Genomic DNA, 25,799 nt, shown 5'->3' with positions numbered 1-25,799 from the left:
GACGCACCGCCGCCGTCGGACGGGGACCCGGGCCCGGAGAGCACGGCGCGCCAGGCCCCCGACGTGGCCGCCCCGGCTCCGGTACGGGTCCGCCGCCCCAGGGGCCCGCTCGCGGCCGCCGTCAGCGTCTTCGGCGAACTGCTCATCACCGCCGGCGTGGTACTGGGCCTCTTCGTCGTCTACTCGCTGTGGTGGACGAACGTCCTCGCCGACCGCGAGGCCGCCAAGCAGGGCGACGACGTACGCCACGGCTGGGCGCAGGAGAAGAAGCCCGGCTCCGCCCCACCGGTCTACGACTCCGAGGACGGCATCGGCTTTCTCCACGTCCCCGCGATGAACACCGGCGAGGTGCTGGTCAAGAAGGGCACCACGGCCTCGTCGCTGAACGACGGGATCGCCGGCTACTACACCGAGCCGGTCAAGTCGGCGCTCCCCTGGGACGAGAAGGGCAACTTCACGCTGGCCGCGCACCGGGACGGCCACGGGGCGAGGTTCCACAACATCCACAAGCTCAAGACCGGCGATCCGGTCGTCTTCGAGACCCGCGACACCTGGTACGTCTACAAGGTCTTCAAGGAGCTTCCGAAGACGTCGAAGTACAACGTGGACGTGCTCCAGCCGGTCCCCGAGGAGTCGGGGAAGAAGAAGGCCGGCCGCTATCTCACCCTGACGACCTGCACGCCGATCTACACCTCGGACTACCGCTACATCGTCTGGGCCGAGCTGGAGCGCACGGAGAAGGTCGACAAGAACCGCACGCCCCCGCCCGAGCTTCGCTGACGGTCGTGGCCCGGCCGTCCCCGGGGACGGCACGGAACAGCCCCGGCACCCTTCGCAAGGGTGCCGGGGCTGTTCGCGTACCGCCTGTTCCGCCGGTCAGTCCCTACGGACGTTGCCGGCGTCCGGGCCGCCGAAGAAACCGTTGTTCCCGCCGCCGTTGTTGTTGCCCCCGTTGTTGTTGCCCTGACCGCCCACGGTGGTCACGGTGACCGTGTCGTTCTTGTTGACTTCCTGACCGGGCTGGGGATCGCTGTTTATCACCAGGGCATTGGGGTCGTTCGGCGAGTTCTGCGCGAGCGCGACATTGAGGCCCAGGCCCTGGAGCGTGCCCTGCACCTCTCCGAACGTCTTCCCGCGGATCTCGGGGATCCGGACCTTCTGCTGCTGCGGGCCCTTGGAGACCTTCAGGGTGACCTGCGAGCCCTCGGCGGCCTTGGTGCCGCCCTGCGGGTCCTGCTCAAGAACGGTGCCCAGGGGCTGCTCCGAGTCCACGTCGTTGCGTACGACCGTGAACTGGAGCTGCTGGAGCTGGTTCTGCGCGGCGTCGAACTGCGCGCCGACCACCGGAGGAACCGAGACCTGGTTCTGAGTGGCGATCGTCAGCGTGATCTTGGAGGCCTTCTCGACCATGGAGCCGCCCTCCGGATCCTGCGAGAGCACCGTCCCCGGATCCTCGTCCGACTCCTCCTGCTTGTAGTCGACCGTGAAGTCCTCGGACTCCAGGATGTCCGTCGCGCTCTGCTTCTGCTTGTCGGTGACATCCGGGACCTTGACCTGCGGAGCGCCCTCGGAGACGACGACCTGGATCGTCTCGCCCTGGCTCATCCTGCCGGAGGCCGGGACCTGGCTGCAGATGGAGCCCTTGGGCACCTCGCAGCGTTCCGAGCCGGACTGCGCGATCTTCACGCCCGCGTTGTCCGCGTGCCGTTCGGCCTCGGTCAGCGTCTCGCCGACGAACTGGGGGACATCCAGCTGGCTGCTGCCGTCGCCGGTGTCGCCGAAGACCGACTTGCCGATCAGGATGGCGCCGACCAGCACCAGGACGCCCGCGACCGCCAGCAGGATCGTCGAGGTGTTGGACTTCTTCTGCCGGCGTCGTGCCGGGCGGTCGTCGTAGCCGCCGTAGCCGCCCTCGTCCGGCCCGATGGGCGGGAGCATGGAGGTCTGGCCGCCCGGGTCGCCGTGGCGCATCGCCGTCGTCGGCTGGTCCGGGGGGCCGCCGTATCCGCCGCCGCCGTAGCCGACCGCGCCCATGGCCGCCGTGGCGGCGACGGGCTGGCCGTCGAGGCACGCCTCGATGTCGGCGCGCATCTCGTCGGCCGACTGGTAGCGGTAGTCGGGGTCCTTGACGAGGGCCTTCAGCACGATCGCGTCCATCTCGGGCGTGATCTCCGGGTCGAAGACGCTGGGCGTCTGCGGCTCTTCCCGTACGTGCTGATAGGCGACGGCGACCGGGGAGTCCCCGATGAACGGGGGCCGGACCGTCAGCAGTTCGTAGAGCAGACAGCCGGTGGAGTAGAGGTCGGAGCGCGCGTCGACCTGCTCGCCCTTGGCCTGCTCGGGGGAGAGGTACTGGGCGGTGCCGATGACGGCCGAGGTCTGCGTCATCGTCATCCCGGAGTCGCCCATGGCGCGGGCGATGCCGAAGTCCATGACCTTGACCTGGCCGGTCCGCGTCAGCATGACGTTGGCCGGCTTGATGTCACGGTGGACGATGCCGTTGCGGTGGGAGTACTCCAGAGCCTGGAGGATGCCGACGGTCATCTCCAGCGTGCGCTCGGGCAGGAGTCTGCGCCCGGAGTGCAGCAGCTCTCTCAGGGTCGAGCCGTCGACGTGCTCCATCACGATGTACGGGAGGGACACCCCGTCGACGTAGTCCTCGCCGGTGTCGTAGACCGCGACGATCGCCGGGTGGTTGAGCGAGGCGGCCGACTGGGCCTCTCGGCGGAACCGGGCCTGGAAGGACGGATCGCGGGCGAGGTCCGCCCGGAGCGTCTTCACGGCGACGGTGCGACCGAGCCGGGTGTCATGCGCGAGGTAGACCTCCGCCATGCCACCACGGCCGAGCACCGAGCCCAGCTCGTACCGGCCGCCGAGGCGACGCGGCTCTTCCATAACGTTCCAGCCCTCTCCGTCAGTCCCGACCGCACCCGTGTGTGGTCCGGCGGTGTGCTGTTCGCGCCTACGCTACCGGGCACGCCGCATGCGGTTGGCCCGTAACGGTCACCTGATATACGACCGGTATCGCAATGTGCAGGAATGGACGTGAGCCGTGACCGGCATCACTTCTTGGTGTCGAGGACCGCCTTCATCACGCTCTTCGCGATGGGGGCCGCGAGGCCGCCGCCGGAGATGTCGTCGCGGCTGGCGCCGCTGTCCTCGACGACCACCGCGACGGCGACCGGGGAGCCGTTGCCCGCCTTGGCGTACGAGATGAACCAGGCGTACGGGTTCTTGCTGTTGTTCTCGCCGTGCTGGGCGGTACCGGTCTTGCCGCCGACGGTCACGTTCGGAATGCGCGCGTTTCCGCCGGTGCCCTCGTTGACGACCGTCTCCATCATGCTCTGGAGCTTCTGCGCGTTCTCCTGGTTGAGGGGGCGGCTCAGCTCCTCGGGCTCGTTCTGGTCGAGCACGTCCAGGTTCGGCGCCACGAGGCGGTCGATCATGTACGGCTTCATCAGCTTGCCGTCATTGGCGATCGCGGCGGTGACCATGGCCATCTGGAGCGGGGTGGTACGGGTGTCGAACTGGCCGATCGAGGAGAGCGCGGTCTGCGACGCGTTCATCTCCTCGGGGAAGACCGAGGCGTCGGCGCGTACCGGGATGAACTGCTCCTGGTTGAAGCCGAACTTCTTCGCGGTCTCCAGCATCTTTTCCTTGCCGAGGTCCGCGCCGAGCTTGCCGAAGACGGTGTTGCAGGAGACGCGCAGCGCCGTGCGGAGCGTGGCGTCCTTGCAGGGGATGTTGCCCTCGTTACGCAGCGGGGTGGTGGTCCCGGGCATGATCCACGGCAGCGGGGTGTCGGTGGCCGAGTCGATGTCCGTGACCTGGCCGTGCTCCAGGGCGGCGGCCGCGGTGACCACCTTGAAGGTGGAGCCGGGCGGGTAGGTCTGGCGCAGCGCCCGGTTGAGCATCGGGTCGTCGGGGTTGTTCTTCTTGTCCAGGCCGACCCAGGCCTTGGTGTCCTTGCTGCTGTTCCCGGCGAACGTGGCGGGGTCGTAGCTGGGGGTGGAGGCCAGCGCCAGGATCTTGCCCGTCTGGGGGTCGATCGCGGCGACGGCGCCCTTCTTGTTGCCCAGGCCCTCGAAGGCGGCCTTCTGGGCGGCGCCGCTGAGGGTGGTGACGACGCTGCCGCCCTTCTTCTCCTTGCCGGTGAACATGCCCAGGGTGCGGTCGAAGAAGAGCCGGTCGTCGTTGCCGGTGAGGATGCCGTCTTCCAGCTTCTCGATCTGGTTGGCGTCGAAGGCCTGCGAGGCGTAGCCGGTGACGGGCGCCCACATGGGCCCGTTGGTGTAGGTGCGCTTGTAGACGAAGTCGGTGTCGTCCGTCTTGACGGAGCCGGTGATGGGCTTGCCGTCGACGATGATGTTGCCGCGCTCGGCGCTGTACCGCTCGATCAGGACCCGGCGGTTGTTCTTGTGCGAGTTCAGCTCGTCGGCACGGACGTACTGGAGCCAGTTGTCCCGGATCAGCAGCGCGAGGACGAGCAGCCCGCAGAAGATCGCGATGCGGCGCAGGGGCTTGTTCACGGTCGGACCACCTGGGTCATCTCGGCGTCGGGTGAGGGGGCCGGGGCCGGTGCGGGCCGGCGCGCGGTGTCGCTGATACGGATCAGGATGCCGATCAGGGCCCAGTTGGCGAGCACGGAGGAGCCGCCGGCCGCGACGAACGGCATGGTCATACCGGTCAGCGGGATGAGCCCCATGACGCCGCCAGCGACCACGAAGACCTGGATGGCGAAGGCGCTGGAGAGGCCGATGGCGAGGAGCTTGCCGAAGGGGTCGCGGGCGGCGAGGGCGGTACGTACGCCGCGCTCCACGATCAGCCCGTACAGCAGCAGGAACGCCATCGTCCCGGCGAGGCCGAGCTCCTCGCCGACGGTGGTGAGGATGAAGTCGGCGTTGGCGGCGAAGCCGATGAGGTCGGAGTTGCCCTGGCCGAGCCCCGTACCGAGCGTGCCGCCGGAGCCGAAGGACAGCAGGGCGTCGCCGATCTGCTGGCAGGCGCCGTCGGTCGCGTAGCAGGAGAACGGGTCCTGCCAGGCGTTGACGCGGGCCTGGACGTGCGGTTCGAAGGTGGCGACGCCGACGGCTCCGCCGACCGACATCAGCAGGCCGAAGACGATCCAGCTGGTCCGCTCGGTGGCGACGTAGAGCATGACCACGAAGAGGCCGAAGAAGAGCAGTGAGGTACCGAGGTCGGTCTCGAACACCAGGATGAGGATCGAGAGCGCCCAGATGCCGAGGATCGGTCCGAGGTCGCGTCCACGGGGCAGGTAGAGCCCCATGAAGCGGCGGCTGGCGAGGGCCAGGGCATCGCGTTTGACCATCAGATAGCCGGAGAAGAAGATCGCGATGATGATCTTCGCGAACTCACCGGGCTGGAGGTTGAAGCCGGCGATGCTGATCCAGATCTTGGCGCCGTTCCTGGCGGGGAAGAACATGGGCAGGACCAGCAGGAGGAGCGCGACGGCCATCGAGATGTACGTGTAGCGCTGGAGGATGCGGTGATCCTTGAGGAGCATCAGGACGGCCGCGAAGAGCGCGATGCCCATCGCCGAGTACAGCAGCTGCTTCGTCGCGGACGGGCTGAAGACGCCGAAGCTGAGCTCGGCGAGCCGGATGAGCCGGGGTGACTGGTCCAGACGCCAGATCAGCACCAGCCCGAGGCCGTTGAGCAGCGTCGCCAGAGGCAGCAGCAGCGGGTCGGCGTAGCGGGCGAATTTGCGCACCACGAGATGGGCGACGCCGGCGAGCAGGCCGAGGCCGAGGCCGTAACCGAGCATGCCCGTGGGCACCTTGCCGTCGAGCGCGAGCCCGACGTTCAGGTACGCGAACACCGGGATGGCGACGGCGAAGGCGAGCAGGGCAAGCTCGGTGTTGCGGCGGCTCGGTGCTTCGATGGCGCCGATGGTCGTCGTGTTGGTGACTACGCTCATGGTGGTGAAAGGCCCCCTACGGCCGGCTCCTACTGCTTACCGCAGTTCGAGGCCACTTTCTGCTCCTCTTCCGAGAGGCTGGGGCCCGGAGAGGGAGTGGTTGCTTTCGGCTTGGTGTCGGTGGTCTTCGTGGCCAGACGGCGCTGCTCGTCCTTCTTGCAGGCCGACGCCTGGACGGCGAGTTCGTCGATCTTGTCGCGTCCGCCGGCGAGGCTGCTCTCGGCGATGGTGGCCTCGACCTGCTTGCGCTGGTAGTCCGGCAGGTACTTGAGTTCGATGTCGGTTTCCTTCTCGATCTTCGAGAGGGAGACCCAGCCGAGATCCTGGCTGATACCCCGGTAGAGCGCCACGTGCTGCTTGTTGGCGCCGACGTAGTACTGAGTCTGCGTCCAGTAGTAGCCGCCGTACAGACCACCGCCGACGACGGCGAGCGCGAGGACGGCGTAGAACGACGTCTTGAGCCACCGGCGGCGCGGGCGGGGCTTGACGAACTCCTCGTCGTCGTAGGCCCCGAAACCGCCTTCGGGCGGCATTCCGTCGTAGCCGGCGCTGTCGCCGCTTCCGGGCGGGCCGAAGCCGCCCCCGCCGGGCTGCGGCGGTACGGCGCGGCCGAGGCCCGCGGCGCGGCCCGCCGGGGTCTGCATCGCGGCGGCGTTCTCGGCGGAGCTGAGCGGGAGCTGGTTCTCGGCGACCGCCCCGACCACGACCGGGGTGTCGTTGAGCTGCCCGGCCAGGGTGTCGTTGGACTCGACGTCCAGGACGTCGGCCACGATGCAGGTGATGTTGTCGGGGCCGCCGCCGCGCAGCGCGAGCTGGATGAGCGCCTGGATGGTCTCCTGCGGGCCCTGGTAGCCGGCGAGCGTCTCCTCCATCGTCTGGTGGGAGACGACGCCGGAGAGGCCGTCGGAGCAGATCAGATAGCGGTCGCCTACCCGGACCTCACGGATGGAGAGATCGGGCTCGACGTGGTCGCCGCTGCCCAGCGCGCGCATCAGCAGGGAGCGCTGCGGGTGGGTGGTGGCCTCTTCCTCGGTGATCCTGCCCTCGTCGACCAGCCGCTGCACCCAGGTGTGGTCCTGGGTGATCTGGGTCAGTACGCCGTCGCGCAGGAGGTAGGCGCGGGAGTCGCCGACATGGACGAGCCCGAGGCGCTGGCCGGTCCAGAGGAGGGCGGTGAGCGTGGTGCCCATGCCCTCCAGCTGGGGGTCCTCCTCGACCATCACGCGCAGCTGGTCGTTGGCGCGCTGCACCGCCGTGCCGAGCGAGGTGAGGATGTCCGAACCCGGTACATCGTCGTCGAGCTGTACGAGGGTGGAGATCACCTCGGACGAGGCGACCTCGCCGGCGGCCTGGCCGCCCATGCCGTCGGCGATGGCCAGCAGCCGCGGACCGGCGTAACCGGAGTCCTCGTTTCCCTCCCGGATCATGCCTTTGTGCGATCCGGCGGCGAAGCGCAGAGACAGACTCATGCGCACCTCGCCCGTCGGCTCGCCAGTCGACTGTCGCGCCAGCCGGTCTCGAGCCACACTGCCCACCCTCCGGTCGGGAGCCGGCCGCGGTCCGCCGTCGGTACCGCCGCGGCTCGCTCGCTCCGCTCGCTCATTGTCGTACTACTTCCGCAGCTCGATGACGGTCTTGCCGATGCGGATCGGAGCGCCAGGCGCGATCGGTGTCGGGGTCGTGAGCCGGGTCCGGTCGAGATACGTGCCATTGGTGGAGCCGAGGTCCTCGACGATCCACTGGCCGTCGCGGTCCGGGTAGATCCTGGCATGCCTGCTGGACGCGTAGTCGTCGTCCAGCACGATCGTCGAGTCGTGCGCGCGGCCCAGCGTGATGGTCTGTCCCTGGAGCGCCACCGTGGTGCCGGTGAGACTTCCCTCGGACACGACGAGCTTGGTGGGGGCTCCGCGGCGCTGCCTGCCCCCCTGTTGCTGCTGCTGGCGCTGCTGGGGCGGCGCCGGTGTCTGGCGTGCCTGCTGCGGTCGGGCGTCGGCGTTGCGGCGTGAGCCGCGCTGCGTGACACGTGTTCCGAACAGGTCGCTGCGGATGACCTGTACGGCCACGATCACGAACAGCCACAGAACGGCCAGAAAACCTAGCCGCATGACCGTCAGGGTCAGCTCTGACATTGCCCCCGCTTCACCCTTCGGCTTGCCTGTAAACGATGGTGGTGTTGCCCACGACGATCCGCGAGCCGTCGCGGAGCGTAGCGCGGGTGGTGTGCTGTCCGTCTACCACGATGCCGTTGGTCGACCCGAGATCCTGAATGGTCGAGGGCGTCCCGGTGCGGATTTCGCAGTGCCTGCGCGATACGCCGGGGTCGTCGATCCGTACGTCCGCGTCGGTGCTGCGGCCCAGGACGAGTGTCGCGCGGGAGATCTGGTGGCGGGTGCCGTTGATCTCGATCCAGCGGCGCACCTGGCCGTGCGGCGGCGAGCCGGGGCCGGGGGCCGGAGGGCGGTGCGCCGCGGGCGCGTGGCCGCCACCGGGCGGTGGAGCGGGCGGCATGGGAGGGACCGCGGCGGGCGGGTACCCGTAACCGCCGGGAGCGGCGCCGGGCGCGCCACCGTGCGGGGAGGCGGGCACCGGGGAGCCCGCGGGACCGCGCTCGGGCGCCTGGGACGTGCTGGACGCCAGCGTGCGGCTGCGGACGCGGTACAGGCCGGTGTCGAGATCCTCGGCCTTCTCCAGATGGACCTTGATCGGGCCCATGAAGGTGTAGCGCTGCTGCTTGGCGTAATCGCGGACGAGTCCGGACAACTCGTCGCCGAGCTGTCCGGAGTACGGGCTGAGGCGCTCGTAGTCGGGCGTGCTCAGCTCCACGATGAAGTCATTGGGTACGACGGTCCGCTCGCGGTTCCAGATCGTTGCGTTGTTGTCGCATTCGCGCTGGAGGGCACCCGCGATCTCGACGGGCTGGACCTCGGACTTGAACACCTTCGCGAAGGTGCCATTGACCAAACCTTCGAGACGCTGTTCGAAACGCTTCATGACTCCCATGGGGCACCTCCTCCGTAGTGGCCGTCCTGGTACTGCTTACTGATCGTATCCACGCGTCGGGAAATCGGCTGGTTCCCCTTGTCTGCCCCGTCGATGAGTGTCACCTCTCACACGGATCGTAGAGGCGGCCTGACGCCAGTGTCCCGCACCCGGGGTGCACTCACGAGGAGTGGGGGGCGGCCGCTGTTCGTTCCCTGTTCCGCGGCCGGGTCATCGAAACAAACGGAGGTGAACCCACCCTCCGCACCGTGCTAATCTTCTCGATGTCGCCAGGAGCGCACACCAGCAGGTGAAGCACCGGACGGCACACCCAATGCGCGGGTGGCGGAATAGGCAGACGCGCTGGATTCAGGTTCCAGTGCCCGAAAGGGCGTGGGGGTTCAACTCCCCCCTCGCGCACAGATGGAAGCCCCGTAGGTCATCGACCTACGGGGCTTCTTCGTCGTGTCTTCCCGGTGTCCGGGTGTGAGACGTCCGGGTGTGAGACATGCCTCCCGCGGGCGGGGTCCCGTGGGAGGCATGGCTTCGGGCGCTCTGTGTGCCCGCTGTGTCTTCTCTGTGCTCTGTACCGTGCAGGTGCTCTGCGTGTTTTGTGGCGCCCGGGAGCGCTCGGGTGCTTGGTGGCGCTCAGGCGGCGAGGCGGGTGGCCAGGGCCTTGGCCTTCTGGGTGGCCTCCTCCTCCGCCTTGGCGCGGGACGCCTCGGCGAGCGGGATGAGGTCGGCCATGCCCGGGTTGGTGTGGGCCAGGGTCAGCTCCGGGACGATGAAGTCGATCTGGGTGGTGCCGAACATGTTCGCCAGCACCTTCTCCAGGTAGTTCTGGACGAACTCGCTGTCCTCGCGCGGGGTGCCGGGGGCGTACGAGCCGCCGCGGCTGGCGACGATCGTGAACGGGGTGCCGGCCAGCGGCGCGTCGGGGCGGCCCGCGTTGTGGCCGACGATGATCACCTGGTCGAGCCACGCCTTCAGGGTGGACGGGATCGTGAAGTTGTACATCGGCGCGCCGATCAGTACGGCGTCGGCCTCGGCCAGTTCGGCGGCCAGTTCCGCGCGCAGCGCGTCGTCCGCGCCCGCGGCGGCGGCGCTGACGTTCAGGTGGGGCAGCGGGGCGGCGGCGAGATCGCGGTAGATGATCTTTCCCTCGGGGTGCTGCTCCCGCCAGGACTGGACGAAGGCGGCCGTGATGTCGCGCGAGGCGGAGCCTTCGGGGAAGACGGCGGAGTCGATGTGCAGAAGCGTGGCCATGAGGGTCTCCATGAGGGGTGGTGTATGACGGCGAACGGACGGAAGTTCCGTTCGGTCCTATAGATAACATAGCCGCTTACTTTTTTTCATCCCGCCTGGGAAAACCAGTACTCTGTGCGTATGGCGGACCACAGTGAGGACGCGTGCAAGAAGGTGGACGTGAGCATCACGCGCGTCTTCGAGCTGCTCGGCAAGCGGTGGACCGGGCCGATCATCTCCGTACTGATGGAACGAGCGGTCTACTTCGCGGAGCTGCGCCGGGCGATCCCCGGCATCAGCGAGCGCATGCTCTCGGACCGGCTCACGGAGCTGGGGGCGGCGGGGCTGGTCGTGCGGGAGGTTGATGAGGGGCCGCCGCTGCGGGTCTCGTACCGGCTGACGGAGGCGGGGGCGGCGATGGAACCCGCGCTGAAGGAGCTGGCGCTGTGGGCCGAGTCCCATCTGCGAGGGGCTTCGGAGGGCAGCTGCTAGGCCCTGTCCACAGGGGCGCAGCGGGAGCGGGCCGGGGTTTTCCACAGGGGAGGACGGCTGTCGGGCCCGGCGGTAACGTCGTGTGTGGTTGATCTCGCACGAGTACGGGGGAGGCGGCACGCCATGGGCGATGTCGGGTCGGCGGCGGACACGTCGCGCACGGTTTCCGAGGGCTCCGGGGTTTCCGGGAGCGCGCGCATTCCGGTGGTGCCGGGTTTCGCGCCGCGTACGGCCGTGGGCGGGGCGGAGACGCCCAAGGGCCGGGGCAAGGCGCTCCGGCGCCGGGTGCCGAGGTCCGCGCACGACTCGGTGGTGTTCACGGCGGGGCGGCCCGACGCGGTGCGGGCCGTCGAGGAGTCGAGCCGCGGCCGGGTGCCCGGGCTGACGCCGCTGCGGGTGGGGCGGATGGCCGCGACCCCGTTCGCCTTTCTGCGGGGCGCCGCCGGGCTGATGGCCCACGATCTGACGGGCACCCCGGTCACCGGCGTCGCCGCGCAGATCTGCGGGGACGCGCACGCGGCGAACTTCGGTCTGTACGGGGACGCGAGCGGCCGGCTCGTGATCGATCTCAATGACTTCGACGAGACCGTGGCCGGCCCCTGGGAGTGGGACGTCAAGCGGCTCGCCACCTCACTGGTGCTGGCCGGCCGCGAGGCGGGAGCGGACGAGGACACCTGCCGGCAGGGGGCACACGACGCGGTGGGCGCCTACCGGCGCACGATGCGGCTGCTGACGAAGCTTCCCGCGCTCGACGCGTGGAACGCCATCGCGGATGAGGAGCTGGTCTCGCACGCGAACGCGCGCGACCTGGCCGGCACGCTGGAACGCGTGTCGGAGAAGGCGCGCAACAACACGAGCGCGCGGTTCGCGGCCAAGGCCACCGAGACGGTGCCCGGCGTGGGCGGGGACGCGGGCGGGGCCACGCGGCGGTTCGTGGACGCGCCGCCCGTCCTGCGGCGGGTGTCCGACGAGGAGGCCGCGGCGGTCGCCGCCTCGCTGGAGGAGTATCTGGGCACGCTCTCGGAGGACCGGCTGCCGCTGCTCGCGCGGTACGCGATCCACGATGTGGCGTTCCGGGTGGTCGGTACCGGCAGCGTCGGGACGCGGTCGTATGTGGTGCTGCTCCTCGACCACCGGGGCGAGCCGCTGGTCCTCCAGGTGAAGGAGGCGCGGCCCTCAGCCCTGCTGCCCCATCTGCCGGCCGTGGGCTTCGAGGCGCCGGAGGCGGTGCACGAGGGACGGCGTGTGGTGCTGGGGCAGAAGCGGATGCAGGTGGTCAGCGACAGCCTGCTGGGGTGGACGACGGTCCGGGGCAGGCCCTGTCAGGTACGGCAGTTCAGGAACCGCAAGGGGAGCGTGGACCCGGCGGCGCTTCCGGCCGACCAGATAGACGACTACGGACGGATGACCGGCGCGCTGCTGGCCAGGGCCCACGCGCACAGCGTGGACCCGCGGCTGATCGCCGGATACTGCGGCAAGAGCGAGGAGCTGGACGGGGCCGTGGCGGCGTTCGCCATGGCGTACGCGGACCGTACGGAGGCGGACCACGCCGAGCTGCTGGCGGCCATCAGGAGCGGGCGGATCGCGGCCGAGCTGGACCAGTAGGTCCGAGATCGGCAGTAGGTCCCAGGGGGTGCTAGGTCCGAGGGGGTGCTAGGTCCGAGGGGGTGGCGTCGTCCGCTCGGACCGCGGGGCCCTGGCGGACGGGGTGCCGGACCCGCTGGTCCGTCGGGCTCGCTGGTTCAGGGGTGTGACGGCTGTCGGTCCAGGGGTGTGACGGCATGGGACGGCGCGGGGGCCACCGCGTTCGCCCTTACGCTGGACGGGTGATGCACGACGCCCCTGGGGAGCCGACGATCCGAAACGACGATGAGCAGGACGTACGAGACGCGCCCGACGCGGGGGCGGCGCCGCGTCCGGAGGCCCGGCTGGAGACGGCCGTGCGCGCCGCTGAGCAGGCGCTGATCGAGTTCGAGATCGCGCTGGAGACCTTCCGGATCGAGGTGGAGAACTTCTCCCGCCTGCACCACCAGCGGCTCGGCCCGATGTACGCCCGGCTCGACGAGCTGGACGCGATGATCGCCGAGGCCCGTGCGGCGCGCACCGGTGATCCCGAGGATCTGCGCAAGGCGCGCGAGGCCCGCGCGCTGGTGCAGCCGATGCCGGGTGTGGACGAGCTGTTCCACGACTGGCTCGACTCCGACGGCTTGTCGCCGGAGGCGGCGGCGATGCTGACCGATCAGCCCGTGCGGCCGCCCAAGCGGGTCAGGCCGAGCGACGAGGCCCGCAAGCTCTATCGCGATCTGGTGCGCAAGGCGCATCCGGATCTGGCGCAGGACGAGAAGGAGCGGGCGCGGCGTGAGGAGTTCCTCACACGCGTGAACGCCGCCTATGGGCGGGGGGACGAGCCTCTGCTCCAGGAACTCGTCGCGGAATGGGCGGCGGGGCCGGAGCCGCTGGCGCCTCGGCTGAGCGAGAGCGAGGAGCTCTACGCCCGGCTGGAGTGGCTGGCGCAGCGCAAGGAGATGCTGACGGTGGTCGCCAAGGAGCTGGAGGAGAGCGCGATCGGCGCGATGCTCAGGATGGCTCCGGACGACCCGGACCGGCTGCTGGAGGAGATCGCCGAGCAACTGCTCGCGGAGGTCTCCGAGCGTGAGACGGAACTGGCAAGGCTGGTGCAGTAGATTTTTTCGGAGCCCCCGACCGGGAGCCCGCTGATCGGGCGGGAGCCCGCGGGGACGTTCGGAAGACCATCAGGCCGGTGCCGGTGCCGGTGCCGGTGCCGGTGCCGGTCCGCAGGGCTTGGTCCTCCTGGTCCCGGTCCGGAATCCCGCCCGCCCCGGTCACGTACGAGAGAAGGCACTTTCCATGAACTTCGCCCCGCTGCCCTCGGTCGATGCCGCGGCGGTCCCGGCCGACGGCCTGGTGCTGGATGTCCGGGAGAACGACGAGTGGGCGGCCGGCCATGTCGAGGGCGCGCTGCATGTCCCGATGAGCGACTTCGTGGCCCGCTTCGGTGAGGTGACCGAGGCGGTGGCCGAGGGCCGACGGACCTATGTCATGTGCCGGGTCGGCGGCCGGTCGGCTCAGGTCACCCAGTATCTGGTTCAGCAGGGTGTCGACGCGGTGAACGTGGACGGCGGGATGCTCGCCTGGGACGGCGCCGGGCGTCCGATGGTCACGGACAACGGCAGCCCGGCGTTCGTCCTCTGAGGCCCGTCTCAGAGCCCTTCCGGGGCACGCAGTGAGCCGGGCCCCGGATCGGCGGTCAGACGTTCGGTGGTCAGGTCGTTCGGTGGTCACGGTCGCTCAGCGGTCGAAGTCCAACTCCACTTCCGCGGTCGCCGGATGGGACTGGCAGGCCAGCACATAGCCCGCTTCCGTCTCTTCCGGTTCGAGCGCGAAGTTACGGTCCATCCTGACCTCGCCCGAGACCAGGAACGCCCGGCAGGTCCCGCAGACCCCGCCCTTGCACGCGTACGGCGCGTCCGCGCGGCTGCGCAGCACGGTCTCCAGCAGGGAATCCCCGTCCTTGACGGGCCAGCTGCCCGAGCGGCCGTCGAGGGTCGCGGTGAGCGTGCTGTGCGCGGGGACCGGCGCGGTGGCCGTGCCCGGCGCCGCCGTGGCCGTGGCCGCGTCATCGACATGGAAGATCTCCTGGTGGACACGGTCGCGGGCCACTCCGAGACCGCGCAGCGCCCGTTCGGCGCCGGTGACCAGACCCAGCGGGCCGCAGAGGAACCAGCCGTCGACGTCGGCGACCGGCAGCAGCGCGGGCAGCAGTTCCATCAGCCGCTCCCGGTCCAGCCGGCCGGACGGCAGCCCCGCCTGCTGTTCCTCTCTGGAGACCACGCTGACCAGCTGAAACCTGTCCGGATAGCGGTCCTTGAGGTCGGCGACCTCCTCCAGGAACATCGTGGACGCGACGGTCCTGTCACTGCGGACCAGACAGAACCGGGCGCCGGGCTCCCGCGCCAGCAGGGTGGCGGCGATCGACAGCACCGGCGTGATGCCGCTGCCGCCGACGACCGCCGCGAAGTGCCCGGCGCGCGGCTCCAGCGTGAAACGGCCGGTCGGCTCCATGACGTCGACCACGTCGCCCACGGCGAGTTCCTTGAGGGCGTACGTCGAGAACTCGCCGCCCTCGACCAGCCGGATCCCCACCCGCAGCACGGGATCGGCTCCGGCGGGCGCGCAGATCGAGTACGTACGCCGGATCTCCCCGCCCCGCGCGTCGGTTCGGCGCAGGGCGATGTGCTGGCCGGGGGTGTGGCGGAAGGACGCGCGCAGCTCGGGCGGGACGGTGAAGGTGACGGCCACCGCGTCGTCCGTGAGCGGCTCGACCTCGCTGACCCGGAGCGGATGGAACATCTACAACTCCTTGAAGTGGTCGAACGGTTCACGGCAGGCCGTGCAGCGGCGCAGCGCCTTGCACGCGGTGGAGGAGAACCTGCTCAGCAGCTCGGTGTCGGTCGAGCCGCAGTGCGGGCAGCGGATCGAGAGCGAGAGCGGTACGGGCCCGTCGGCGGCAACCGGGCGAGGCGGGGCTATGCCGAACTCCGCGAGCTTGCGCCGGCCCTCGGCGCTGATGTCATCCGTCGACCAGGCCGGGGAGAGGACCGTGACGACCGAGACGTCCGGTATGCCGCGCTCGCGCAGCACGCGCTCGATGTCCTCGGACATCGTCTCGATCGCCGGGCAGCCCGTATAGGTCGGGGTCAGCTCGACCCGGACCCGGCCGGGGCCCGACATCACGACCGTGCGCAGCACGCCCAGCTCCTCCAGCGTCAGCACCGGAAGCTCGGGGTCGGGCACCGCCCCGGCGAGTGCGCGCAACTCGGCCTCCAACGCGGTCGGGTGCGTATCGCCCGAAGCGGCTGAAGCGGCCGCGGTGGAGGGGGCGGCGGTCCGGGAGCCCGTGCCGCTCACCATGACGCGCCCGGGTGACTGCGGTGCAGATGCTGCATCTCGGCGAGCATCGGCCCGAACGGCTCCGTGTGCAGTCCTTGCCGGCCGGCGCCCGCCCGCCAGGCGCCGGAGCGGGGGCCTTCCGGCAGCGTCAGCGTCGCCCGCTCCAGCACGCCGGTGACGGATGCGCGCCAACTGTCCTCCAGAGCCGGCCAGTCGACCTCCAGACCCTCCACCGGCTCGAACATCTCGCCGGTGAACCGCCACAGCGCCCCGCAGGCCCGCGCCATCCGCTCATGGCTCTCGGCCGTGCCGTCGCCGAGCCGCAGCGTCCAGTGCTCGGCGTGGTCCTGGTGGTACGCGACCTCCTTGACGGCCTTGGCCGCGAGGCCGGTGAACGCGCTGTCCCCGGCGGCCAGTTGCCGGTACAGGAAGAGCTGGTAGGTCGAGAAGTAGAGCTGGCGGGCGATCGTGTGCGCGAAGTCGCCGTTGGGCTGCTCGACCAACTGGAGATTGCGGAAGGTCCGTTCCTCGCGGAGATAGGCCAGCTCGTCCTCGTCCCCGACGAGGGAGAGCAGGATCCGTGCCTGGCCGAGCAGGTCCAGCGCGATGTTGGCGAGCGCGACCTCCTCCTCCAGCACGGGCGCGTGTCCCGCCCACTCCCCCAGCCGGTGCGAGAGCACGAGGGCGTCATCGCCGAGCGCGAGGGCCGCGGCCCGGGGCGGGGCCGCCTGCGGGATCGTCGTCGGGGCGGTCACCGGTGCGTCGTTCACAGGTGCTTCACCCCTTCCGGGATCTCGTAGAAGGTCGGGTGCCGGTAGGGCTTGTCGGCGGCCGACGCGAAGAACGGGTCCTTCTCGTCGGGGGAGGAGGCGGTGACGGCCGAGGACGGGACGACCCAGATCGACACCCCTTCGTTGCGCCGGGTGTAGAGATCGCGGGCGTTGCGGAGGGCCATCTCCGCGTCCGGGGCGTGCAGGCTCCCGGCGTGGGTGTGGGACAGTCCGCGGCGGGAGCGTACGAACACCTCCCACAGCGGCCAGTCCGTCGAGCTGCTCATGCCGTCGCCTCCATCATCCGGATCCCGTCTTCCGCCGCCGCGCCGTCGGCGGCGCGCTTCGTCGCGTACGCCGCCGCCGCGTCCCGTACCCAGGCACCCTCTTCGTGCGCCCGGCGGCGCTGGGTGATGCGCTGCTCGTTGCAGGGGCCGTTGCCCTTCAGGACCTCGCGGAACTCGGCCCAGTCGATGGCGCCGAAGTCATGCCGGCCCCGCTCCTCGTTCCAGCGGAGATCCGGGTCCGGCAGGGTCAGCCCGAGGGCCTCGGCCTGCGGGACGCAGATGTCCACGAAGCGCCGGCGCAGCTCGTCGTTGGAATGCCGCTTGATCTTCCAGGCCATGGACTGCGCGGAGTGGGCCGACTCGTCGTCCGGCGGGCCGAACATCATCAGCGACGGCCACCACCAGCGGTTCACCGCGTCCTGCGCCATGTCGTGCTGCGCCGGGGTCCCGTTGCTGAGCGCGAGCAGCAGCTCGTACCCCTGCCGCTGGTGGAAGGACTCCTCCTTGCAGATCCGGACCATCGCGCGGGCGTAGGGGCCGTACGAGCAGCGGCACAGCGGCACCTGGTTCGTGATCGCCGCGCCGTCCACCAGCCAGCCGATCGCGCCGACATCGGCCCAGGTCAGCGTCGGATAGTTAAAGATCGACGAGTACTTCTGGCGGCCGGTGTGGAGCTTGTCGAGCAGCTCCTCACGGCCGGTGCCCAGCGTCTCTGCCGCGCTGTAGAGATACAGCCCGTGTCCCGCCTCGTCCTGCACCTTGGCCATCAGGATCGCCTTGCGGCGCAGCGACGGCGCGCGCGTGATCCAGTTCGCCTCCGGCTGCATGCCGATGATCTCGGAGTGGGCATGCTGCGCGATCTGGCGGACCAGGGAGGCGCGGTATGCCTCGGGCATCCAGTCGCGCGGCTCGATGCGCTCATCGGCGGCCACCGCGGCGTCGAACCCCGCCTCGAACCCCTCCGCCGTCGTCTCCATCGTCGCCTCCGCAGCTGTTCCCGCGGTCACTGCCGTCATCCGAGCCCCCTACCGACCGATCGTTCGGTTCATGGACTTCAATGGTGAGTCGGCGGCCCGTAGGGTGTCAACCGCTGTGGATAAGTGACTGTGGCACCAACGGGGATCGGGGCGGGATGGATTCGTACGACGACGAGGGTGTGCCGGCCGGGCCGCCACCGGGCGCCGGGATAGCCGGCCTCTCCCTCCGCTACCAAGTGGTGGCCGCCGTGGCCCTCGCGGTCATCGGGGTGCTGGCCTGCGGACATGTGGCCATGGTGTTTCTGCATGTCGCCCCGTCCAACACGCTCACCAAGCAGCACGGTGAGACCGTCGACGGCTGGATTTATCCCGAGTTCGAACAGAACTGGAAGCTCTTCGCGCCCAACCCGCTCCAGCAGAACGTGGCCGTCCAGGCGCGCGCCGAGATCGAGACCCCCGACGGCTCCCGTAGGACCTCCGACTGGATCGATCTCTCCGCCGAGGACGGCGCGGCGATCCGCGGCAATCCGCTGCCCAGCCATGTCGACCAGAACGAGCTGCGCCGGGGCTGGGACTTCTTCGTCGGATCGCGCGACGACAAGAACCGCCCCAACGGTCTGCGCGGGCAGCTCTCCGAGAGCTACGTCCGCCGCATAGTGATGCTCCGCCTGGAGGACCACGATCTGGGCGGTTCCGTGGAACGCCTCCAGCTCAGGTCCGCCACGACCGCCATCACGGCCCCCGCCTGGAGCGGGGAGAAGGTCAATACGCGCCCGTTCTACCGGGTCTTCCCCTGGTGGACGGTGAACGCGTCCGATCTTCCCGGGGGCGTACGGAACGACCGTACGGAGGCGGGCGAGTGAGCGAGCGGTCGGAGCATCCGCGGGACGGTCTGCCGGGCGCGACGCCGGAGCGCCTGCCGGACGGGGCACCGGAGCGGCTGCCGGACAGTCCGCCGGACAGTCCGCCGGACGGGCCCCCGGACAGTCCGCCGGACGGGCCCCCGGACGGGCCCCCGGACGGGCCCCCGGACGGGCCCCCGGACGGGCCCCCGGACGGGCCCCCGGACGGGCCCCCGGACGGGCCGCCGAGCGCGACGGAGGGCAGCCGGGGCGGCCGGCGGGTCACCTTCGACCGCTGGGCCGCCCGCGGTATCCAGCGCGTGACCGCCGGCCCTCTCGGCCGGTACCAGAGCGCCGTCGTCCGGATCGGGTTCGCCGGTACCTGGCTGCTCTTCCTCCTGCGCGAGCTGCCTCACCGCCATGAGATGTACGGGCCCGACGCCCCGTGGGGCTGGGACCTCGCCCAGCAACTGATCGCCAAGAACGGTGCCTTCACCGGGCTGATGTGGTCGGACAGCACGGTCTGGTTCGAGATCGTGTACGCCGTCGCCGTGCTGTCCAGCGCGCTGCTGCTGCTCGGCTGGCGCACCCGCACGATGTCCGTGGTCTTCATGTTCGGGGTGCTGTCGCTGCAGAACCGCTCCATCTTCATGGGCGACGGCGGCGACAACATCATCCATCTGATCGCGATCTATCTTGTCCTGACGCGGTGCGGTCAGGTCTGGTCGCTGGACGCCAGGCGCGCGGCGCGTGCCGCCCGCAAGGGGGCCGACGTCGTACCAGACGGTGCCATACCGGACCCTGTCGTGAACCGTGCCGTACCGGACCGCGTCGGACCGGTCCTGTGGGTGGTCCTCGGAGGGGCGCTCCTGGTCGGTACGTCGCTGGACCGGGTCCATGTCGAACTGTGGATGCTCATCCTGTTCTGGGCACTCTGGGTCGCGCAGGGCCTGTGGTGGGCGGCGAACCGGTACGCGCCCGACGGCGAGCCCCGCGCGCTGCTCGACATCCTCGCCAACCTTGTCCACAATGCCGGACTCGCCGTGATCATGGCGGAGGTCTGTCTCGTCTACGCGACCGCCGGCTGGTACAAGATCCAGGGCTCGCGCTGGCAGGACGGCACCGCCCTGTACTACCCGCTCAACCTGGACTACTTCTCGCCCTGGCCGGATCTCTCCGGGCTGCTCGCCTCCAGCGGCGTCATGGTCATGCTGGTCAGCTACGGCACGGTCATCGTGCAGGTCGCCTTCCCGTTCACGCTCTTCAACCGCCGCGTCAAGAATGTGCTGCTGGTCGCGATGATGCTGGAGCACGCGGGCATCGCCGTGCTGCTCGGGCTGCCGTTCTTCTCGCTCGCGATGATCGCCGCGGACGCGGTGTTCCTGCCGACGAACTTCCTGCGATGGCTCGGTGACCGGATCGCACATCTGCGGGACCGGCTCTTCCTCTGGCGGGGCAAACCGTTGCCCGAGCAGCTGAGCGAGAGCCCTGACCAGCCCCGCACCCTTGTCGGGCCCGACGGCCGGTCGTGAGACCCCATACGTCTCCCGCCATGGCCGCGGCTCTCGGGCAGCGGCCGGGCGGGGCCCGCGAACTGCCTGGTCATGGTGGGCACGCCGTACCCTGAGGCGATGAACGACGCTGATGCCGCCCGCGCCGTACGGCAGTGGCGCGAGGCCGGCCCCGACCTGGTGGTCCTCGACGGCTTCCACGCGCTGAAACACGCGCTCCGGTTCGGGGCGGACGTACGGTCGGCCGTCACGAGCGACAAGGACGCCGCCCTCGCCCTGGCCGCGGAACTCGCCGACGACCTGACGGACGCGATCAAGGAATCCGTCGTCGAGGTACCGGCCCACGTCCTGCGGGAGCTGGTGCCGCGTGTCCACGCCACGCAGATCGCGGCACTCGCGGTCAGGCGCGGTCGCCGCGCCAACCTCGACGCGCTGTCGGTTCTGCCCCGTCCGGCACCCGTCGTCGTCCTCGACAACCCGCGCAATCTGGGCAATGTCGGGGCCGTGGTGCGGCTCGCCGCCGGGTTCGGGGCGACCGGTGTGATCACGACCGGCGACCTGGACCCCTGGCACGCGAACGCCGTGCGCGCCGGCGCCGGGCTCCACTTCGCCACCGCTGTCGAGCGGCTCTCTCCCGATGACTTTCCTCCGGGACCGCTCTACGCGCTGGATCCGGAGGGCGAGGACATCCGGTCCGTGACCCTCCCCGATGACGCGTTGCTCGCCTTCGGCTCCGAGCGGCACGGGCTCTCGGCGGACGTCCGGAGCCGGGCCACCGCACTGCTGTCGCTCCCGATGCGGTCGCAGGTGTCCAGCTACAACCTCGCCACCAGCGTGGCCATGACGTTGTTCCACTGGGGCGGGCCGGCCGCGGTTCCCGACGAGGCCACGGCCTCCCGGAGCGGCCACGTCCCCCTAGCCGGGTCGGTGCCGCCCGCCCCCTGACCGGCGGGCGGCACCCCTTCCCCGGGCGCCCGGGATACGCCTCAGGCGTCCAGCGCGCCTCAGGCCTGGCGGCGTACCTCCACCACCCGGAAGCGGTTCGCGACGAACGCCGCGTCACACAGCGCCGCGTTCGCCGCCGGGTTGCCGCCGGAGCCGTGGAAGTCGGAGAAGGCCGCTGTCTGGTTCACATAGACCCCTCCCGTGAGGTTCAGCGAGAGCTGCGCGGACTCCTCCAGGCAGACGTCCTCGATCGCGCGCTCCGTCTCGCTCGACGTCGTGTACGCGCCGACCGTCATCGCGCCCTTGTCGCGCACCGTGCGCCGCAGCAGCTCCAGCGCGTCCTCCGTCGAGTCCACGGCGACCGCGAAGGACACCGGGCCGAAGCACTCCGCGAGATACGGCAGCTCCGCGTCGGTGGCGCCGCCGCCCTGGGCCGCGCCCTCCCACGCCTTCTCCCAGGACTTGCGGGCGCCGTCCGCCTTCACGATCGCGGGCGTACGGACCACTGCGTCCGGGAAGTCCGGGTTGGTGATCTCGCGCGAGGCCAGCGCGACATCCCCGAGCCCGCCCGCCGCGTCGAGACGGGCCTTCACCTCCGGGTTGACCAGCGCGCCCAGGAGCGCGTTGGCGCGGGCGTCGTCGCCCAGCAGCCCGCTCACCGAGGCCGCGAGATCGGCCACCACCTCGTCGTACGACTTCTCGCCGACGTCCGTCGCGATGCCGTCCCGGGGGATCAGCAGATTCTGCGGGGTGGTGCACATCTGGCCGCTGTACAGCGAGAGCGAGAACGCGAGGTTGGAGAGCATCCCCTTGTAGTCGTCGGTGGAGTCGATCACGACGGTGTTGACGCCGGCCTTCTCCGTGTACACCTGCGCCTGACGGGCGTGGGTCTCCAGCCAGTCGCCGAAAGCGGTGGACCCGGTGTAGTCGATGATCCGGATCTCGGGGCGTACGGCCAGGGTCTTGGCGATCCCCTCGCCGGGCCGCTCCACGGCCAGGGCGGTCAGATTCGGGTCGAAGCCCGCCTCGGCGAGCACCTCGCGGGCCACCCGGACCGTCAGCGCGAGGGGCAGGACCGCCCGCGGATGCGGCTTGACGAGCACCGGATTGCCGGTGGCCAGGGAGGCGAACAGGCCCGGGTAGCCGTTCCACGTCGGGAACGTGTTGCAGCCGACCAGCAGCGCGATCCCGCGCCCCGCCGCCGTGAAGGTCTTCCGCAGCTCAAGGGGGTCGCGCTTGCCCTGCGGCTTGGACCAGCCGGCCTCGGCCGGCGTACGGATCTGCTCCCGGTACGCGTACGCCACGGCCTCCAGACCGCGGTCCTGGGCATGCGGCCCGCCCGCCTGGAACGCCATCATGAACGCCTGCCCGCTGGTGTGCATCACCGCGTGCGCGAACTCGTGCGTGCGGGCGCTGATCCTGGCCAGGATCTCCAGACAGACCAGGGCGCGCGTCTCGGGCCCGGCCTCGCGCCACGCGCCCATCCCCGCGCGCATGGCGGGCAGCAGGACATCCAGGTCCGCGTGCGGATACTCGACCTCCAGCGCCGGGCCGTAGGGCGAGATCTCGCCACCGGTCCAGCCGTCCGTCCCCGGCTGGTCCAGCTCGAAGCGGGTCCCGCGCAGCGCCTGGAAGGCGGCGAGCCCGTCCGCCGGGGCGGTCTCCCCGTACCCCTTGGGGTGCTCGGGGTGCGGGGACCAGTAGGCGCGGGTGCTGATCGCGTCGAGAGCCCGGTCGAGCGTGGGCCGGTGCTTGTCGGAGAGCTGCTGGGGACTGAGCTGGGCGGCGGCCATGACGGACCCACTCCTCGGTCGGGCTGAGCATCAGGGACACGGACAGGGACATGAACGGGCGGACAGAGTTAGAGTAACCGAACGATCGGTCGGGACAAGGGTGTCCGGCGAACCTGTGCACAACTCGCCCGTACTCGTCCCATAACTCGTCCGTGGACGACCCGTCTGTGGATAACCGGCTCACTCAATGGCTCACTCATACGGGAGGATTGCGTCCATGACAGCAATCGAGCCCGGCCGCGTCGTCGCGGTCGTCGGCACCGGCACGATGGGGCAGGGCATAGCCCAGGTGGCGCTGGTCGCGGGCCACCCCGTACGGCTCTACGACGCCGTGCCCGGCCGCGCGGAGCAGGCCGCCACCACTCTCGCGGGGCGACTCGACCGGCTGGTCGAGAAGGGCCGTCTCGACGCCGTGACGCGCGACGCCGCGCGCGCCCGGCTGCACCCGGCCCGGGACCTCGCCGAGCTGGCGGACGCCGCGCTCGTCGTCGAAGCGGTCCTGGAGGAACTCGCCGTCAAGCGGGAACTGTTCGCGGCGCTGGAGGACATCGTCGCCGACGACTGCCTGCTCGCCACGAACACCTCCTCCCTCTCCGTCACGGCCGTCGCGGGCGCGCTGCGCCACCCCGGCCGCTTCCTGGGACTGCACTTCTTCAACCCCGCCCCTCTCCTGCCCCTCGTGGAGGTCGTCAGCGGCTTCGCGACCGACGAGACGGCCGCAGAGCGCGCCCACGCGACGGCGCTGGCCTGGGGAAAGACGCCGGTGCGCTGCGCCGACACCCCGGGCTTCATCGTCAACCGCGTCGCCCGCCCCTTCTACGCGGAGGCGCTGCGCGTGTACGAGGAGCGGGCCGCGGAGCCCGCCACCATCGACGCGGTCCTGCGCGAGTGCGGCGGCTTCCGGATGGGCCCCTTCGAGCTGACCGATCTGATCGGCCAGGACGTCAACGAGGCCGTCACCCGGTCGGTCTGGGAGTCCTTCTTCCAGGACCCGAAGTTCACGCCGTCGCTCGCACAGCGCCGGCTGGTGGAGTCGGGGCGGCTGGGGCGCAAGGCCGGCCGGGGGTGGTACGCGTACGGCGAGGACGCCACGCCGCAGGCCGCCGCGCACACGGCGGGGCCGGAAAAGGCGCCCGCGTCCGTCGTCGTGCGGGGCGAGCTGTTCGCGGCGGACGCGCTGCCCGGCCTGATCGAGGAGGCGGGGATCGGCGTCACTCGTGAGGAGGATGCCGTCCCCGGCTACCCCGGCTGGATCGAACTGTCCGACGGCACGCGTCTCTTCCTGGCGGACGGCTCGGCCGCCGACGACGCGGGGATGCCCGTCATCCACTTCGATCTGGCGCTGGACTACCGGGAGGCGACCCGGATCGCCCTCGCGCCCGCGGCCCACGTGGCGGAGGCGGCCCTGAAGGAGGCCGTCGGCCTCTTCCAGGCGCTGGGCAAGGACGTCAGCGTGATCGGCGACATCCCGGGCATGATCGTGACCCGTACGGTCGCGATGCTCGTGGACTTCGCCCTCGACGCGGCGGCGCGCCGGGTGGCGGCCCCGGAGGACATCGACCTCGCGATGCGGCTCGGCGTCAACTACCCGCGCGGCCCGCTCGACTGGGGCGACCGGCTCGGCGCGCGGTGGGCGCTCGACACGCTGGAGGCGCTGCACGAGGAGTACCCCACGGGCCGCTACGCCCCCTCCCAGGCCCTGCGCCGTCTGGCCGCCGCGCAGGAGGACGACGCGTCATGACCACCGCGAAGCGCGACACCTATACGCCCGAGACCCTGCTGACCGTCGCTGTCCGCGTCTTCAACGAGCGCGGGTACGACGGCACCTCCATGGAGCATCTCTCCAAGGCGGCCGGGATCTCCAAGTCCTCGATATACCACCACGTGGTGGGCAAGGAGGAGTTGCTGCGCCGTGCGGTCAGCCGCGCCCTGGACGGCCTCTTCGGGATCCTCGAAGAGGAGGGGGCGACGCGCGGACGGGCCATCGGGCGGGTGGAGTACGTGACCCGCCGTACGGTCGAGGTGCTGATCGCGGAGCTGCCCTATGTGACGCTGCTGCTGCGGGTCAGGGGCAATACCCAGACCGAGCGCTGGGCCATGGAGCGACGCCGGGAGTTCGACCAGCGGGTCGCCGATCTGCTGAAGGCCGCCGCGGCGGACGGCGATCTGCGCGCCGACATGGACATCAGGCTGGCGACCCGGCTGCTCTTCGGCATGGTCAACTCGCTGGTGGAGTGGTACCGGCCGCACGCGCCCGGCGGCTATGACCGTGACCAGGTCGCGGACGCGGTCGTACGGCTGGCCTTCGACGGGCTGCGCACCGAGCCGCAGCGGGGCGGCCCCCAGCAGGGCTCGTAGCCGTCGTCTCCTGAACCCGTCGACGGCCTCCTCTTTGAAGAGGGGGCCGTTGACCATGAACAGGGGCCGTTTCTACGGGAGGGGACCGTTCAGGTCCGTCTCCTCGAACACCAGCAGCGTGCGGGTCGAGAGCACCTCGGGGATGGACTGGAGCCTGGTCAGGACCAGCTCCCGCAGGGAGCGGTTGTCCGGGGCGTGCACCAGCAGCAGTACGTCGAAGTCACCGCTGACCAGTGCGATATGGGTGGCCCCCGGCAGCTCCTGGAGCTGTTCGCGCACCGTGCGCCAGGAGTTCTGCACGATCTTCAGGGTGATGTACGCGGAGGAGCCCTGGCCCGCGCGTTCATGGTTGACGCTGGCACTGAACCCGCGGATCACGCCGTCGTCGATCAGCCGGTTGATCCGGGCGTAGGCGTTGGCGCGCGAGACATGGACGCGCTCGGCCACCGACCGTATCGAGGCGCGGCCGTCCGCTCGCAGGATGCGCAGAATGTCCTGGTCGATGGCATCCAGCGGGCGCGCCGGAAGCAGGGGCTCCGTACCGCCGCCGCCTCTTTCGGCGCCGGGCCCGACCCCCACCCCGTCGATCTCGTGGTCCGTGCCGTCGGCCATTTGTTCAGCTCTCCTGTCTCCTCGCCTCCGCGCCATGGACGGGCTGCGTCCATCCCAAGCTGTGGAGAACCGTTTGTCCACAGGCTGGAGCCGCGTGTAGCCAAAATGCCCTGTCGACCGAACAATCGGTAGGTGAGGC

Annotated in this window: 24 protein-coding genes and 1 tRNA gene; 11 read left to right on the top strand and 14 right to left on the bottom strand. The window is 70.4% G+C overall.

All coding sequences use genetic code 11. From position 1 onward, the window contains the following. Positions 1–63: 63 nt before the first annotated feature. Positions 64–780, top strand: a complete 717-nt coding sequence (locus CU044_RS35935; protein WP_240046041.1) for a class E sortase — start codon at positions 64–66, stop codon at positions 778–780. A 96-nt stretch (positions 781–876) separates the two neighbouring features. Here the strand turns inward: CU044_RS35935 and pknB are convergent, their stop codons facing one another. From pknB to CU044_RS35900, 6 genes are all read right to left on the bottom strand, one after another. Then, positions 877–2,895: a Stk1 family PASTA domain-containing Ser/Thr kinase gene (gene pknB, locus CU044_RS35930; RefSeq protein ID WP_129772948.1), complete on the bottom strand. Its 2,019-nt coding sequence runs from the start codon at positions 2,893–2,895 to the stop codon at positions 877–879. A 167-nt stretch (positions 2,896–3,062) separates the two neighbouring features. Continuing rightward, complete coding sequence (locus tag CU044_RS35920) at positions 3,063–4,529, bottom strand: penicillin-binding transpeptidase domain-containing protein (RefSeq protein ID WP_129772947.1); 1,467 nt, start codon at positions 4,527–4,529, stop codon at positions 3,063–3,065. Next, entirely contained in the window at positions 4,526–5,938 is a 1,413-nt protein-coding gene (locus CU044_RS35915) for an FtsW/RodA/SpoVE family cell cycle protein (protein ID WP_129772946.1), read from the bottom strand. Before CU044_RS35915 ends, CU044_RS35920 begins: the two co-directional genes overlap by 4 nt. A 29-nt stretch (positions 5,939–5,967) precedes the next feature. After that, positions 5,968–7,407 (bottom strand): PP2C family serine/threonine-protein phosphatase, encoded by a 1,440-nt coding sequence (locus tag CU044_RS35910; RefSeq protein ID WP_129772945.1) that lies wholly within the window; start codon positions 7,405–7,407, stop codon positions 5,968–5,970. A 141-nt stretch (positions 7,408–7,548) separates the two neighbouring features. Beyond that, on the bottom strand, positions 7,549–8,067 hold the full coding sequence (locus CU044_RS35905; protein ID WP_129772944.1) for an FHA domain-containing protein: 519 nt from the start codon (positions 8,065–8,067) through the stop codon (positions 7,549–7,551). Positions 8,068–8,077: 10 nt separating this feature from the next. Further along, positions 8,078–8,938, bottom strand: coding sequence for a DUF3662 and FHA domain-containing protein (locus CU044_RS35900; protein WP_129772943.1), 861 nt, complete (start codon positions 8,936–8,938; stop codon positions 8,078–8,080). A gap of 315 nt (positions 8,939–9,253) precedes the next feature. Here CU044_RS35900 and CU044_RS35895 point away from each other — a divergent pair. After that, a tRNA-Leu gene (locus CU044_RS35895) sits at positions 9,254–9,337 on the top strand. 228 nt (positions 9,338–9,565) lie between these two features. Here CU044_RS35895 and CU044_RS35890 read toward each other — a convergent pair. Further along, positions 9,566–10,183, bottom strand: a complete 618-nt coding sequence (locus CU044_RS35890; RefSeq protein WP_129772942.1) for an NAD(P)H-dependent oxidoreductase — start codon at positions 10,181–10,183, stop codon at positions 9,566–9,568. Positions 10,184–10,303: 120 nt separating this feature from the next. Between CU044_RS35890 and CU044_RS35885 the strand changes: the two genes are divergently transcribed. The 4 genes from CU044_RS35885 to CU044_RS35870 all read left to right on the top strand — a co-directional run bounded on the left by CU044_RS35885 (position 10,304) and on the right by CU044_RS35870 (position 13,867). Beyond that, positions 10,304–10,654 (top strand): helix-turn-helix domain-containing protein, encoded by a 351-nt coding sequence (locus CU044_RS35885; RefSeq protein ID WP_129772941.1) that lies wholly within the window; start codon positions 10,304–10,306, stop codon positions 10,652–10,654. 123 nt (positions 10,655–10,777) lie between these two features. Next, positions 10,778–12,259 carry a DUF2252 domain-containing protein gene (locus CU044_RS35880; protein WP_129772940.1) on the top strand — a complete coding sequence of 494 codons (1,482 nt, stop codon included), beginning with the start codon at positions 10,778–10,780 and terminating at the stop codon, positions 12,257–12,259. A 221-nt stretch (positions 12,260–12,480) separates the two neighbouring features. Continuing rightward, on the top strand, positions 12,481–13,338 hold the full coding sequence (locus CU044_RS35875; RefSeq protein WP_129772939.1) for a J domain-containing protein: 858 nt from the start codon (positions 12,481–12,483) through the stop codon (positions 13,336–13,338). Positions 13,339–13,522: 184 nt separating this feature from the next. Then, positions 13,523–13,867: a rhodanese-like domain-containing protein gene (locus CU044_RS35870; RefSeq protein ID WP_129772938.1), complete on the top strand. Its 345-nt coding sequence runs from the start codon at positions 13,523–13,525 to the stop codon at positions 13,865–13,867. Positions 13,868–13,963: 96 nt separating this feature from the next. Here CU044_RS35870 and CU044_RS35865 read toward each other — a convergent pair whose 3' ends face one another. From CU044_RS35865 to paaA, 5 genes are read right to left on the bottom strand one after another with little or no spacing between them, the layout of a single operon-like run. Further along, positions 13,964–15,025 carry a 2Fe-2S iron-sulfur cluster-binding protein gene (locus CU044_RS35865; RefSeq protein ID WP_129772937.1) on the bottom strand — a complete coding sequence of 354 codons (1,062 nt, stop codon included), beginning with the start codon at positions 15,023–15,025 and terminating at the stop codon, positions 13,964–13,966. Then, the gene (gene paaD, locus CU044_RS35860; RefSeq protein ID WP_129772936.1) at positions 15,026–15,586 is read right to left on the bottom strand and encodes a 1,2-phenylacetyl-CoA epoxidase subunit PaaD; all 561 of its coding nucleotides are present in this window, start codon (positions 15,584–15,586) and stop codon (positions 15,026–15,028) included. After that, positions 15,580–16,335: a 1,2-phenylacetyl-CoA epoxidase subunit PaaC gene (paaC, locus tag CU044_RS35855; protein ID WP_240046038.1), complete on the bottom strand. Its 756-nt coding sequence runs from the start codon at positions 16,333–16,335 to the stop codon at positions 15,580–15,582. The genes paaD and paaC overlap by 7 nt, the downstream gene beginning before the upstream one ends. Continuing rightward, the gene (gene paaB, locus CU044_RS35850; RefSeq protein ID WP_129772935.1) at positions 16,332–16,622 is read right to left on the bottom strand and encodes a 1,2-phenylacetyl-CoA epoxidase subunit PaaB; all 291 of its coding nucleotides are present in this window, start codon (positions 16,620–16,622) and stop codon (positions 16,332–16,334) included. Before paaB ends, paaC begins: the two co-directional genes overlap by 4 nt. Continuing rightward, on the bottom strand, positions 16,619–17,599 hold the full coding sequence (gene paaA / locus CU044_RS35845) for a 1,2-phenylacetyl-CoA epoxidase subunit PaaA (RefSeq protein ID WP_129772986.1): 981 nt from the start codon (positions 17,597–17,599) through the stop codon (positions 16,619–16,621). Before paaA ends, paaB begins: the two co-directional genes overlap by 4 nt. Positions 17,600–17,613: 14 nt before the next feature. Here paaA and CU044_RS35840 point away from each other — a divergent pair, with 14 nt between their 5' ends. The 3 genes from CU044_RS35840 (at position 17,614) to CU044_RS35830 (ending at position 20,897) form a co-directional block, all read left to right on the top strand. Beyond that, a complete protein-coding gene (locus CU044_RS35840; RefSeq protein ID WP_345790169.1) occupies positions 17,614–18,462 on the top strand; it encodes a DUF5819 family protein in 849 nt (282 codons plus the stop codon). Between the two features lie 290 nt (positions 18,463–18,752). Then, entirely contained in the window at positions 18,753–19,973 is a 1,221-nt protein-coding gene (locus CU044_RS35835; RefSeq protein ID WP_165372050.1) for an HTTM domain-containing protein, read from the top strand. A 99-nt stretch (positions 19,974–20,072) separates the two neighbouring features. After that, positions 20,073–20,897 (top strand): TrmH family RNA methyltransferase, encoded by an 825-nt coding sequence (locus CU044_RS35830; protein ID WP_129772933.1) that lies wholly within the window; start codon positions 20,073–20,075, stop codon positions 20,895–20,897. 59 nt (positions 20,898–20,956) lie between these two features. On the opposite strand, the gene paaN is transcribed toward CU044_RS35830, so the two are convergent. After that, a complete protein-coding gene (gene paaN, locus CU044_RS35825) occupies positions 20,957–22,690 on the bottom strand; it encodes a phenylacetic acid degradation protein PaaN (protein ID WP_129772932.1) in 1,734 nt (577 codons plus the stop codon). A gap of 217 nt (positions 22,691–22,907) precedes the next feature. Here paaN and CU044_RS35820 point away from each other — a divergent pair, with 217 nt between their 5' ends. Together CU044_RS35820 and CU044_RS35815 are read left to right on the top strand one after the other, a co-directional pair. After that, positions 22,908–24,431: a 3-hydroxyacyl-CoA dehydrogenase gene (locus CU044_RS35820; protein ID WP_129772931.1), complete on the top strand. Its 1,524-nt coding sequence runs from the start codon at positions 22,908–22,910 to the stop codon at positions 24,429–24,431. Continuing rightward, positions 24,428–25,048: a TetR/AcrR family transcriptional regulator gene (locus CU044_RS35815; protein WP_129772930.1), complete on the top strand. Its 621-nt coding sequence runs from the start codon at positions 24,428–24,430 to the stop codon at positions 25,046–25,048. The genes CU044_RS35820 and CU044_RS35815 overlap by 4 nt, the downstream gene beginning before the upstream one ends. 72 nt (positions 25,049–25,120) lie before the next feature. Here the strand turns inward: CU044_RS35815 and CU044_RS35810 are convergent, their stop codons facing one another. Then, positions 25,121–25,696 carry an Lrp/AsnC family transcriptional regulator gene (locus CU044_RS35810; RefSeq protein WP_240046036.1) on the bottom strand — a complete coding sequence of 192 codons (576 nt, stop codon included), beginning with the start codon at positions 25,694–25,696 and terminating at the stop codon, positions 25,121–25,123. Positions 25,697–25,799: the final 103 nt, after the last annotated feature.

The sequence above is a fragment of the Streptomyces sp. L-9-10 genome, assembly GCF_004151105.1.
GTDB lineage: Bacteria > Actinomycetota > Actinomycetes > Streptomycetales > Streptomycetaceae > Streptomyces.
The sequence above is the reverse complement of the archived record's forward strand: the minus strand, read 5'-3'. Positions and strand labels throughout refer to the sequence as shown.